Raw genomic sequence first — 13,193 nt, forward strand, 5'->3', positions numbered from 1 at the left:
TCTCCCCCTTGGTTTTAACCTTTGATTGAACCCAACATGACACCTTTGGCAAAATGCTTCTGCAAAAACGGATATACCAGCAAAATTGGGATGGTACCGACAACGATTACCGCCATTTTGATCGACTGCTCGGGCGGCTGCACAAAGTTCGGGTCCATATTCGCCATATCGCCCACACTCGCTTGGGATAAAAGCACGATCTGTCGCAGCATGACCTGCAAAGGCCATTTGTCACTGTCCGAGATGTACAGCAGTGCCGAGAAAAAGTTGTTCCAGTGGCCTACCGCATAGAACAAGGCAAAGGTGGCAATGACCGGCTTGGACAGCGGCAGTACAATTCGCCACAGTACTCCCAGGTCCGAACAGCCGTCAATCCGGGCGGCTTCCTCCAGCCCGGGCGGCATTTGCTGAAAGAAGTTTTTGACAACAATTAGATTAAAAGCGCTGATAGCTCCAGGAAGCATCAAGGCCCAGTATGAATCGAGCAGGCCCAATCCGCGAATGACAAGGTACGTCGGAATCATGCCCCCGCCAAACAGCATGGAGAAAATGACCATGTTCATCAGCACATTGCGGCCCCAGAAGTCACTTCTGGACAGCGGGTAAGCCATCGTAAGCGTGAAGAACAGATTCACCAGCGTGCCTGCAACGGTAATGAAAACCGACACACCTATGCTGCGGAATATGGTAGAGGACGAAAAAATATACTCGTAGGCACTGAAGGAAAACACCTTCGGGATCAGAAAAAAGCTGCGTTCTGTAATTTCGGCCTCCGTGGCAAACGAATTCCCGATAATATACAGGAAAGGAAGCACGGTCAAGATGCCCAGCAGGCCCAGCATGACATAGTTGAACACATCAAATACCCTACCGGCAGAGCTGTTGTATAAACGGCTGTTCACGGATGTTCCTCCTTCCATTCATTTGCACACCATTAATAAATACCGGGATGACCGAACTTTTTCGCCAGTTTATTGCTGCCCAGCACAAGAATGATACCCACCACCGATTTGAAAAGTCCCACCGCGGTACTGTAACTGAACGCGCCTTGGGTAATACCCACGGTGTATACGTATGTGTCAAAAACATCGGCCACATCCCGGTTCAGCGAATTGGTCATCAGGTAAATCTGTTCAAACCCGGTATCCAGGAAGTTGCCCAGCCGCAGAATCAGCAAAATGACAATTGTCGTGCGGATCGCAGGCAGTGTCACATGCCACATACGCCGCAGCCGTCCTGCTCCGTCCACAATAGAGGCCTCGTACTGCTCCGTATCCACCCCTGCAAGAGCTGCGAGGAAAATGATCGTGCCCCAGCCCATCTCCTTCCACATCATCTGAATGATAATCAGTGGCCGGAAGGAACCCGGACTGGAGAGCACATCGACAGGTCGGCCTGTAATCCAGGCGATCAGATCGTAGAGCACACCGCCCTGCGGGGTGAGAAACACATAGGTGATGCTCGCGATAATGACCATGGATACGAAATGCGGCACATAGACCAGCGTCTGAATGGTTCTTTTGAAGAAGGCCACGCGAATCTCATTTAATAACAGGGCAATAATGATCGGTGCCGGAAAAAAGAAAATCAGATCATACAGCGCCAGAAGCAGCGTGTTGCGCAGCAATCGAAAGAAATCCGGGTTAGAGAAAAAGGTGGTGAAGTTCTCCATCCCGACCCACTCGCTTTGACGAATGCCAAGGAAGGGCTGATAATCCTGAAAGGCAATGACGATGCCCCACATCGGCAAATATTTGAAGATCACAAAATACAAAAAACCGGGAAGCACAAGCACATATAACCATTTGTTTCGTTTAATCTGCCTTTTCCAGTTGGACTCCCGTTTCAGCGGCTGCAAGATCACCTCCGCCGGGGCAGTCATTGCTGATTGGCCCGGTTCATGATGGTTCATCTTCCCGTTCATGGTTCCCCCCCTTGTTGTCTGCGACTTCGATTGTAAGCGTTATCAAAGTTCTGGTATTCAGACTATACAGCCAGCGATTTGCAGGCAACCTTCATTTTTTGCTGTGACTGTACAATTCGTCAACAAGCCCGCTATAGCGCCATTTTGGCGAGGCTTTGCACTTTTTGCAGAGGGGCAGATTGCACTTTTTTGCCGATTTCTCTTTCTTTGTTTGGTTGATATCAAAAATGAAAAACCGGTATCTGCGTCAAGCAGACATCCGGCGATGGATCAAACGGGTATACCCTGACATCCTGCCGCAGATAAGCAGCAAATAAGTGATTCACCATGGGAGCTCTTTTTATTTAAACCATAGGTCCCGGTACTGGCTTGGCGTAATGCCCTCCTGTTTTTTGAAAATACGATTAAAGTAGCTATGCTGGTAACCAACCGCCGCGGCAATGTCATTGATACGCATGGCTGTGTCACGCAGCAGCTGTTTGGCTGCATCCATTCGCACCCGTGTGACATAATCAATAAAATTACTGCCTGACACCTGTTTGAAGGCTTTGCTCAAAGCGTATGGGGTCATCTGCTCCAGGTCTGCGCAGCTTTCCAGTGACATATCGCTTGCATAATGTTGCTCGATATACCTCATGGTGCGTTCAACGACCTGCTTCAACGGCTCTTGAGAACGTGACTGTATCTCTTCTATATAGGGTAAAAAAACCTCCCGAACCATCCACTCCTGCATCTGTACCGGCTCGCGAATGGCGGACAATTGTTCATACATGTTGCTGCCGCCAAACAAGGTATACGGAGTTACCCCGGTCTGAAGCATCATATGTTGGATACTTCCGAGCAATTGCAGCATCATCTGCTGTACCTGAAATTCGGTGCGGCCCGCGCCGGTAATATCAGACATGAAGGCTGCAAGGGCTTGCTCCGCTTCAGACAGATGCACCAGCCGCAGCGTCTGAATGAGCTCACGTTCCAGCCCCAGCGGATATGATGCGCCCTCATCGTTACGAAAGCACTGCTCATCCTCCAGATCAAGAATCTGACTGCCTTCTTCTACGCGGCGGTATGCCGCAGCCTGCTCCATCTCCACAAGCTGTCCGGGCAAATCCTGCAGCGCAGTCACGGGCCTGTTGACCATCAAGGTCACATTCAATCTCAGTGTGCGCGCAATGACATCGACCAGTTCCTCAGCCCATATCCGTGCCTGTGGTTTGATTGATTCAGATTCAGGGGCAATGATCAGCATCGCGGAAGTAAGGTTGTGAAAATTCATCACACTGCTCTGACTGAAATACGCTCTCGCAACCTCCTGAATGATATTGACTGCGGCAAACGTCACCAGCCCTTTATCCTGACTTCCGAACCGTCCTTGCAGCTGGTCATATCCCGTGAAATACATCTGTACCAGCAGAAATTGCCTGCCTTCCAGTTCAAAGCCAAGATGAGACATTCGCTGACGCAAGTCCTCTTCGCTATAAGCATACATATGCCCCTGGATGAGCTGTAACACAAAGCTGGTTCGCAGATGCGGCAGATGCTCCTGCAGCTGGCGATGTGCCGATACACTGCGTGATGTCAGCTCATGCCATTGCCGTTCTAACAGCTCGAACTCATCCAGCCCGGCTCCCGCTGTTTCTCTATCCCTGTCACTCTCACTATCACTTCGCACAGGCGTAAGCAAATGCAGCATACGGGCAACCGGGGAGTAAATCTGACGTGAGGCGAACCAGGACAGAAGCAGCCCCAGCAGAAGACTGCCCGCACTGGCTGCCACAATGATAGTGGATATCAGCTTGACGGGAGAAGTGATCGCGTTCAAAGGCGCAGCCGAGACATACGTCCACGCCGAATCAATGCGATCCAACGTCCCGTACGAAACAGAGTAGGTCTGATCCTCGTAACGAAACAGAAAGGAGCGGCTGTCCTTGTGCAGACCCACCTCTTCTTTGAGCTGCTGCTCAAAAGCAGTATATGGCCTGCTATTGTCTGAATCGCCAGATATGAGTGTATGCCCTTCCCCGTCCATCAGAAAGGTTAAGCCTTCATCATAAGGAGTAAGCGTTTTCAATAAACTTGCCAATTTCTCATTATCCAGCGTGACGATCAGTGCACCGAACGGATGAATGCTCTCCCCCGGTATTTTATGAACAAGCACAAGCGGATTGCCTTGAGCTGCATTCAGGGTCTGCTCTTGGCTCTGGTTCAAAGACTGCTCTTGAACTGAATTCGGGCCCTTATCCTGCGTTGCTTCCGCTCCTCCGATTGCCTCTGTCTTGCTGCCAGGTCGCCAATCCGTCCAGTATACATGGTTGCCCATCGTCAGATAACGCTGATAGGCTGCCGCAAGCGAGCTGTCCGTCAATTCCGTGTAATCACGGTTAAACAGAATCGGCTTCGGTTCCTGCAGATACAGCTGCGCGGATTGAATTAACGGATGAGAACCCTGCAGCACATACAGTGTCGTTACGATCTCCTGCGTTTCATTGAAATAATAAATAAAATCCAGATTCCGCAGTGCATTGCCAAATCTGGGTTCAAATGCCCAATGGGATAAATTCATCTCCAGGTAGGCGAGCTGGTCGTCCACATTCCCCGCACGGTTCTCGATCTGGCTCTGGTGCATACGATTAAATTCATTTTCCATCCGTCCAACGACGAGCTGGTACATGACGATGCCCGTAATTAAACCGGGAATGCTGACGATCAAAAGAATGAGCATCAGGCTGTTTCGGTAGAAACGGCCCTTGTGTCTTGTCGCCCTCCATTCAGGCCGATGCTTGAGTCTGACTGTCATGAACTTTCCTTCAACTCCCTGTTCAATAGTTGAGGTGACTGGTTCTATTTTGAAAATATATGGATAATGCCGTTTTCTGTATTATACGCACAATTGGCACTGTGTTGAAGCCGTGCGGATGCTGCATTTTTTTAACCAATGTTTTATTAACGTGGCAAAATGGATTACAATAGATTGAAAGCAGATTGAAGGAGGCCTCTTTAGATGAAAGAACAAGCATATTTTGAACAAAATCGGGATAAACATCTGGCAGAACTGAATGAATGGTTATCCATTCCGAGCATTTCGGCCATTTCTGAGCATAAAGAAGATATCCAACGTGCCGCACAGTGGGCAGCAGATGCACTCACACGTGCCGGGATGGAAAATGTAGAAATTATCCAAACGGCCGGACATCCGATTGTGTATGCAGATCACCTGCATGCTCCGGGTAAACCGACAGCGCTGATCTACGGACACTACGACGTACAGCCAGTTGATCCGCTTCACCTGTGGGAGACACCTCCTTTTGAACCAACGGTTCGAGATGGCAAGCTGTATGCCCGTGGTGCAACGGATGATAAAGGACAAATTTTTATACATATCAAAGCCGTTGAAGCACTGCTCGCCGAGAACAAAGAGCTTCCGATTAACGTGAAGTTCTGCATCGAGGGTGAAGAGGAAATCTCCAGCCCGAACCTGCCGATCTACCTGAACGATCATACGGAAAAGCTGCGTGCTGACATGGTGCTGATCTCGGATACGTCCTTGCTGGAAAAAGGAAAACCGGCAATTTCCACGGGCCTGCGCGGCCTGTGCTCCATGCATGTAGACCTGTTCACCGCCAACACCGATCTGCACTCCGGCTCCTTCGGCGGTGGTGTACCCAACGCGCTGCATGCTCTCGTATCCCTGCTGGCATCCCTGCATGATGAGCAAGGCCGCGTAAGTGTAGACGGCTTCTATGACGGAGTTCTGCCATTGTCACCGGAAATGCGCGAGGAATTCACAAAGCAGGGCTTCAACGAGGAGCAGCTTCGCCAGGATCTCGGACTCGAGCATTTGTATGGTGAAGAAGGTTATTCCTTCGTGGAGCGTGTCGGCGCACGTCCAACGCTGGAGCTGAACGGCGTATGGGGCGGCTTCCAGGGCGAAGGCACCAAAACCGTCATTCCGAAAGAGGCACATGCCAAAATCACCTGCCGTCTGGTTGCAGATCAGGACCCGCAGCATGTACTTGATTCGATTGAAGCGCATCTTCGCGCCCATGTCCAGCCAGGTGCCACACTGCAAATTCAACAGATCGAGAAGGCTTTTGCCTTTAACACCGATCCGACTGATCCGATCCTGCAAAAAGCCGCAGATGCATATGAAAAAGTATATGGCGTACGTGCCCTCTTCACCAAGGATGGCGGCTCGATTCCGATTGTAGAGAAGCTTTCCCGCGTGCTGGGCGTGCCTGCGGTCATGATGGGCTTTGGTCTGCCGGACGAGAATCTGCATGCACCGAACGAGCACTTCAATCTGGAGAACTTTGATAAGGGATTGCTGACTGTCGTGGAGTTTATGAAAAGTCTGGCTTAACGGTTAAAACGGAGGTGGGGGCGCGCTTAGTGCACGTTCCGGTGGCGAGTCGTTCTTCCGATCGCTGTTATCCCCAGATTTTTTTCGATTCCCTTTCCAAGGGGAAAATCCGGGGATAAAGGCGAACGTTTCGCTTCTACAGAATCGATCTCGCCTCCTCCACTACGTTAGCGCCTTGTTCTATACTCGTTTTAAAAGATAAGCTTTGCTTTTGGGAGAGTAAAAAGGGATTGGGGAGCTGGGGGGACGTTTCGGTGCGAATCATTCTTGCGAATTGCTGTTACTACTCTTTTCTTTAGCCATATGTCATTAATATAGTGAGATATAGGAGACAAGAAACCGATAGCCTTAATGGTTATCGGTTTCTTATTTTATTGATAGCTATGGATGTAGTGATCAATATGTTTCCATGTCATGGCAGATCATGTTAATCTTCTTATAAAGAGTTTGCAGCGCTAAACGCATTCGTAACATTACTTTATTTACGGGACAGGAACGATATCCATAACCGCGGGTTCTTTTTTCCAAACCTGATATACTCCTGTATCTTCGCACTTGCAAGCTGAATCTGAATGATGAGGTGAACTGTGATGTCTGCTTCTCATTTGACCAAAACTGCACTGGCTCATTCACTCAAACATTTGATGGAACATACCCCGCTGAACAAAATTACGGTAAAACATCTGGTCGAGGACTGCGGTGTGAACCGGCAAACCTTTTATTATCATTTTCAGGACATTTATGCACTGCTCGGGTGGATCTATGAAACGGAAGCTGTGAACAGCCTTGCGGGGTATCGCAGTTACGACACATGGACCGAAGGATTTCACAAAATCTTTTGTTACATTGAAAATAATAAATCCTTCTGCTGCAATACGCTAGAATCCCTCGGTCGTGCTCATCTGGATGGATACCTCTATCAGGTTACGCATGATCTGATTATGGGGGTGATTAACGAGCTGGCGGGTGGAGCCAAGGTCCGAAGTGAGGATAAAGAATTTGTCGCCAATTTCTACACACTCGCCTTCACCGGGCTGATTATTCAATGGATGAGAAATGACATGAAGGAGCCGCCTGATCAGATCATTACCAAGCTGAGTGAACTGATTGAAGGAAATGTGATCAGGGCACTGCACAAGTATGAGCTTAAATATGAGCACTTAAAATAACACGGAAAGCTGCCATCGGCTTCAGGATGAGCGGCTTTTTTGGAGCATCATTTGGAGCATGATCAGGTTCGGTTAGCTTGATTGGAAGAGAAACATGGAAACCAGCAGGCTTATACTCTTGTCCCAACAGAAAAGAGTCCTACCCAAACAATAAGACCGTCCTAAAACTAGGGCGTGTCTTGAAACCTACCGAAGTGCATCTTTTACACGCCCTAGACATTTTTCCAATAGTGACTAAAAAACAGACACCTGGTTTCTTTTGATCATACCTTCTTTCCTTGCCTGGGTTTACATTGGGAATGTGAGTACACCATCATTTGGAGGCGATTGATCGTGAAAAAGGAACATGGCTCTAAACAGGTTTATTTTGTTGGCGGCGGTATTGCATCCCTTGCGGGAGCAGCTTATTTGGTGAGAGACTGTGACTTTCCTGGTGAAAACATTCACATCATTGAAGAAATGCCTGTTCTCGGCGGCAGTAATGACGGAGCAGGTAATGCCGAGCAGGGTTACGTGATTCGCGGTGGACGTATGCTTAATGATGAGGCGTATGAGAATCTGTGGGAGCTGCTGGCGACCATTCCTTCCATTGATCATCCGGGCATGTCGGTGAGAGAGGAGATCACTGCTTTTGACAATGCCAACCCGACACATTCCAATGCACGCTTGATTAACCGCGATGGTCAGGTCGAAGATGTTCTGTCCATGGGCTTTGACATGGCCGACCGGCTCGCGATGGGCAAGCTGATTATTACTCCTGAAGATACGCTTGGCAAGTTGCGAATTAACGACTGGTTTGCTCCCCACTTTTTCCAAACGAACTTCTGGTACATGTGGGCGACGACGTTTGCATTTCAGCCTTGGCACAGTGCGGTGGAGTTCAAACGATATATGCTGCGCTTTTTTCACGAGTTTCCACGTATTCAGACGCTGGAAGGGGTTACGCGCACACCCTATAACCAATACGACTCCATCATTCTGCCGCTGCACCAATATTTGGAGCCGTTCGGCGTAGATTTCACGCTGAAATGTACTGTTACGGATTTGGACTTCAAAGAGGGCGACCGAATTACCGTGACTCGCATGTATGTGCGACGGAATGGAGCCGAGGAAGTAATTGATATTCATGAAGGGGATTTGGTGATTGTAACAAACGGTTCCATGACCGAAGGCGCTGATCTGGGCTCCATGACTTCCGCTCCGAAGCTGAACGGCAAGGGCAGCTCCTGGAAGCTGTGGGAGAACATTGCGGCGAAAAAGCCGCTGCTGGGCAACCCGTCCTCTTTTAATGATCATGTCGATGAGTCCAAATGGGAATCGTTCACGGTTACGTTTCAGGATTCGGTATTTTTTGATCTGATGGAAAAATTCACCCGCAACCGCGCCGGTACTGGTGCTCTCGTCACATTCAAGGATTCAAGCTGGTTCATGTCCGTTGTACTTGCTTTTCAGCCGCATTTCCGCAATCAGCCGGAGCATGTCAACGTCTTCTGGGGCTACGGGCTGTATCCGGACAACGTAGGTGACTATGTGAAAAAAAGAATGTGTGATTGTACGGGTGAAGAAATTATGCAGGAATTGATCGGCCATCTGCATTTTCAGGAGCATCAGGAGGCGATCATGGCAACAGCCAATTGTATCCCGTGTATGATGCCTTATATCACCGCACAATTCATGCCACGGCTGAACAGTGACCGCCCTCAAGTGGTACCGGAAGGTTCAACCAACCTGGCGTTTATCAGTCAATTTTGCGAGATTCCCGACGATGTGGTGTTCACGGAGGAATATTCGGTGCGCGCCGCACGGATTGCCGTATATACACTGCTTGGCATCAACCGCCCGGTGGAGCCGATCCATCAATATCAATACGATGTGCGAACGCTGTTCAGCAGCTTCGTGACTTCGTTCAGATAAACATTCGGATACGTAATCAGAAAAGCATGTAGATATTCATGTAGATATGCGTTCAAATACGAGATATGTATTTAGATGTGTGTTTAGATACGTGTTTAGATTTATGTTTAGATACGATATATGCATTGAGAGATGCGTTTCAAATATGCACTTCATATATGAGTTTAGATAAAAGTTCAAATACGTATTCGGATATGCGTTTAAGATGTGTATGAAGAGATGTGCTCAGCTTTGTGCTTAGATGTACTTGTAAAATTTATTTACTAAAAAGAGCCCTGTCATTTGTTCTGACAAGGCTCTCTATGGGATATGCTTTTGGTTTATGTCATCTGTACGCTGAACCGAACTCTATCCATGAAGAATAATGGGGAGGTTCGACTTTATGAGTGTGGGAGTGTAGAAGTATAGACTTATAGAAGATAGACTTATAGAAGTCGTAGCACGAGAACCAACATCACAATGTCTTTTTTACACGGCACCAACCAACGCAAACGCAGAATCTACGAAAAACAGCCAGTAACTGGCCCCTCATCAAAATTAACTCCTAACAAAACACAACATCGTACAGCACAACCGTATTGACTCCGGCCAAAATAGTCACCTAGACAAGGAAATACCCGTTCCCCACGCTCTAACGATCTCAGGAAAGCTTATTTCACCATTTTAGAAGGTCTGAAAAATCTAACGAATCGTACAAGCCTTATTTGACAAATTCAGCTGCGTTTCATGCCAAAATGGGCTGATTCATGTGAAATAGCGTCTCTCGGAATCGTTAAAATTCGAAATGCCGTCAAATCGGGTAAATAAGGCTTCTCAGAATCGTTAGCGCTTGAGCAAACTTTTCATAGCCCACTTCTTGCCATAAGTCGTAGATTAGTCAGGTTAATATTTAACCCTCAGGCACAGATTTATACATTGTATAATTGCCTTCTTCTCTGGAATATACATACTCAGGATGCTCTATGGAACGAAACAATTTTGTGCCTGGAGGCAATACAGTAGCCATACCTGATTTAAACTTCTTTGTACTTTTATTGTGTTCCATTGATATTTCTCCATATAAAGTTGCATCTACAGATTTAAATTCTGCTTCGTTAACGGTCTTCACCTTTTTATAAAGTATAGATTCGAATAAAAATAGATCACTATTATTATCCAATTTCATTAAGGCTTGTGCCATTTCTTGGGTAGCACTAGTTTCCGTTGTACACCCCACAATTCCAAAAAAAACTAAATTAAATACAAGAAAGAAGTAAATAACTTTATTATACATATATGCGCACAATTACGTTCGAAATGTCGTGAACTTCAGCATATGCACCATCTTGGAGAAATGCGTAATCTCCTGATCCACGTCTCTCGTATCCGTGCCTGCCATCGCTTGATTGGCTCGCAGTGTTCTGCGCGTGTTCAGCATGCCTTCAATCAGCTTCATGACCGTGTTGCGTCCGCGGTGGTCCACAATCATGTATTTTTTGCGTGCATCCAGCTCAATCCATACGATGTTGTTAAAGGTCGTGAACAAATGTTTGCGGTACTGCTCCATATCCGTCTCATTGTAATGCTCGCCATAAAAAGCATAATATCCGTGAATGTGCAGCTTCTCCGCCAGCACGGGGATAAACGGATCATGTTCCAGCATGGCGTTACGTTCCATGGTTCATGCCTCCGTGAATGATCCGCAGATCTCATTTTTTGAGATCTATTTTAACATATTGTTCAGCGCATTTCCTCTTATGCCATCCCCGGCAGCTCCCACACTCATGCTTTCTCGTACAAACAAATCTAATGCGGTTGCCAGCTACGATCTATGTGACTAGATTAGCTATATATCAAGTACTTCTTAAAGCACTGCTTAAATTAGTAGTTACCTATGTTCCTATCAGCATTATGAGCCGATTCTTCTGCCCTTCACCCACACCGACTCAATCGCCAGGTCCTCATTCAGCAAAACAATATCGGCCTGCTTTCCCTGCGTCAGGGAACCGGTACGGTGCTCAATACCAAGCAGTCGTGCCGGTGTCAGACTCGCTGCCCTTGACGCAGCTACCAGACTCAGCCCCACTTCCTGAACGAGATAACGAAAGCCGCGTACCATGGTCAGGGTGCTGCCCGCCAAAGCGCCGCCTTCTTTCAAACGTGCTTCTCCGTTCTTGACGATCACGGGCAGATCCCCGATCTTGTATTCACCGTCGTCCAATCCTGCTGCTGACATCGCATCGGTAATGAGCACAAGCTGGTCGTTCCCCTGCTTCAATTGAGCGAGAATAGATATTGCCGCAGGATGCACATGAATGCCATCGGCAATGACTTCCGCACTGATGCGCGGATCACTCAGTACAGCCCCGGCCGTACCCGGCTCACGATGGTGCAGCGGTGTCATGGCGTTAAATGTATGCACAGCATGATGCAAGCCCGCTTCCACAGCTCGCTGTACATCATCGTAGGTTGCGTCCGTGTGACCAAGCGCAGCTGTGATTCGCTGCTCCCTCAGCCAGGAGATCACCTCCAGCGCCCCCTCACGTTCCGGCGCCAGAGTCACCTGACGAATAAGGCCGGGGTACTGCTTTTCCCACCTCTGCAGCCAAGTCACATCAGGGAGCACAATATGATCCGGATTTTGCGCACCAGGCCATTTCGGACTGAAAAAAGGTCCCTCCAGATGCACGCCCTCCAGCTGTGCATAGCGCATTTCCCCGGAGCGGTAGCGGTCTACCTCGGCCAAAACATGATCCAGACGCTCCTTCGGAGCCGTCATCGAAGTCGCGAGCATCGCCGTTGTTCCCTGTGAGCTGTGAAATGAAGTGATCTTGTCCAGAACTTCCGGGCTTGCATCCATAAAATCTTCTCCGTTGCCGCCGTGCACATGAATATCAATAAAGCCAGGTACGATCAGACCCGCTCCTTTGGCGGGTAGCTCGCCAGCTTCTTGCCGAAGGGCTTCAGGCAGCCCTTCCGGCATGCCAGCATATACGATTTTATCGGCGCGCCAGACGATCAGACCGTCCTCCAGCACTTTATCGGGGAGCAGCAGTCTGCCGCGGAGCAAGGTTAACTTTTTTTCCAACTCGCCGTCTCCAGCTTTACTATCGGTTTTGGTCATCGAACCAGCCTCCCTGCGGCACGATCCAGCAGTACAACCACATTCGGATGACATTGCAGCAAGGATGCCGGGCAGGAGGTTGTAATTGGACCCATGAACGCTTCGCGGATAATCTCCGCTTTCTCTTCGCCACGGGCGATGAGCAGGATTTGTTTTGCTTTTAAAATAGAACCGACCCCCATCGTAATCGCTTGCGCTGGAACTTCGTCGATGCTGTCAAAAAAACGTGCATTGGCCTTTCTCGTCTCTTCCTTCAAATCCACCACATGGGTGCGACCGGTTAATTCCGTTCCTGGCTCATTAAAACCGATATGACCATTATGCCCGATGCCCAGCAATTGCAGGTCAACAGGCCCGCGATCCTCCAGACGCCGCTCATAACCAGCACATTCCTCCGCCAAATCTGCTGCCTCTCCATTCGGCACATTCGTGCGGGACAGGTCCATGTCGATATGATGAAACAGCTGCTCATTCATAAAACTGCGGTAGCTTTCGCGATGCTCTGTAGGCAAACCGACGTATTCATCCAGATTAAAGGAAGAGGCCTGCGCAAAGCTCACCAAGCCTTTTTGATACATCGCAATTAACTGCTTGTAAATGCCTACAGGCGAGCTTCCGGTTGCCAGTCCCAGCACGGCACGTGGTTTCGTTTGCAGCAAGCTGGCGATTAGTCCTGCTCCTGTTGCGTTCAAATCTTCTTCATTTTCAAAAATACGAATATTCATC

The 13,193-nt window shown here is 48.6% G+C and carries 10 protein-coding genes; 3 read left to right on the forward strand and 7 right to left on the reverse strand.

Translation table 11 applies throughout. The annotated features are described in order from the left end of the window. Nucleotides 1-14: 14 nt before the first annotated feature. The 3 genes from IEW26_RS18210 to IEW26_RS18220 form a co-directional block, all read right to left on the reverse strand. Entirely contained in the window at nucleotides 15-842 is an 828-nt protein-coding gene (locus IEW26_RS18210) for a carbohydrate ABC transporter permease (RefSeq protein ID WP_184183124.1), read from the reverse strand. Nucleotides 843-934: 92 nt separating this feature from the next. Beyond that, nucleotides 935-1,882, reverse strand: a complete 948-nt coding sequence (locus IEW26_RS18215) for an ABC transporter permease (RefSeq protein ID WP_188593506.1) — start codon at nucleotides 1,880-1,882, stop codon at nucleotides 935-937. Between the two features lie 382 nt (nucleotides 1,883-2,264). Continuing rightward, nucleotides 2,265-4,718 carry an AraC family transcriptional regulator gene (locus IEW26_RS18220; protein ID WP_188593383.1) on the reverse strand — a complete coding sequence of 818 codons (2,454 nt, stop codon included), beginning with the start codon at nucleotides 4,716-4,718 and terminating at the stop codon, nucleotides 2,265-2,267. 204 nt (nucleotides 4,719-4,922) lie between these two features. On the opposite strand from IEW26_RS18220, the gene IEW26_RS18225 reads away from it, so the two are divergent. The 3 genes from IEW26_RS18225 to IEW26_RS18235 all read left to right on the forward strand — a co-directional run bounded on the left by IEW26_RS18225 (nucleotide 4,923) and on the right by IEW26_RS18235 (nucleotide 9,364). Further along, nucleotides 4,923-6,281: a dipeptidase gene (locus tag IEW26_RS18225; protein ID WP_188593384.1), complete on the forward strand. Its 1,359-nt coding sequence runs from the start codon at nucleotides 4,923-4,925 to the stop codon at nucleotides 6,279-6,281. A 590-nt stretch (nucleotides 6,282-6,871) separates the two neighbouring features. Beyond that, nucleotides 6,872-7,450, forward strand: a complete 579-nt coding sequence (locus tag IEW26_RS18230; RefSeq protein WP_188593385.1) for a TetR-like C-terminal domain-containing protein — start codon at nucleotides 6,872-6,874, stop codon at nucleotides 7,448-7,450. A 333-nt stretch (nucleotides 7,451-7,783) separates the two neighbouring features. Then, complete coding sequence (locus IEW26_RS18235; RefSeq protein WP_188593386.1) at nucleotides 7,784-9,364, forward strand: oleate hydratase; 1,581 nt, start codon at nucleotides 7,784-7,786, stop codon at nucleotides 9,362-9,364. Between the two features lie 889 nt (nucleotides 9,365-10,253). Here the strand turns inward: IEW26_RS18235 and IEW26_RS18240 are convergent. The 4 genes from IEW26_RS18240 to nagB form a co-directional block, all read right to left on the reverse strand. Beyond that, nucleotides 10,254-10,637, reverse strand: coding sequence for a hypothetical protein (locus tag IEW26_RS18240; protein ID WP_188593387.1), 384 nt, complete (start codon nucleotides 10,635-10,637; stop codon nucleotides 10,254-10,256). A 12-nt stretch (nucleotides 10,638-10,649) separates the two neighbouring features. Further along, complete coding sequence (locus IEW26_RS18245) at nucleotides 10,650-11,021, reverse strand: hypothetical protein (RefSeq protein WP_145405308.1); 372 nt, start codon at nucleotides 11,019-11,021, stop codon at nucleotides 10,650-10,652. A gap of 231 nt (nucleotides 11,022-11,252) precedes the next feature. Next, a complete protein-coding gene (gene nagA / locus IEW26_RS18250) occupies nucleotides 11,253-12,467 on the reverse strand; it encodes an N-acetylglucosamine-6-phosphate deacetylase (protein ID WP_188593388.1) in 1,215 nt (404 codons plus the stop codon). Beyond that, nucleotides 12,464-13,192 carry a glucosamine-6-phosphate deaminase gene (gene nagB / locus IEW26_RS18255; protein ID WP_188593389.1) on the reverse strand — a complete coding sequence of 243 codons (729 nt, stop codon included), beginning with the start codon at nucleotides 13,190-13,192 and terminating at the stop codon, nucleotides 12,464-12,466. Before nagB ends, nagA begins: the two co-directional genes overlap by 4 nt. Nucleotide 13,193: the final 1 nt, after the last annotated feature.

Source organism: Paenibacillus silvae (genome assembly GCF_014639235.1).
GTDB lineage: Bacteria > Bacillota > Bacilli > Paenibacillales > Paenibacillaceae > Paenibacillus > Paenibacillus silvae.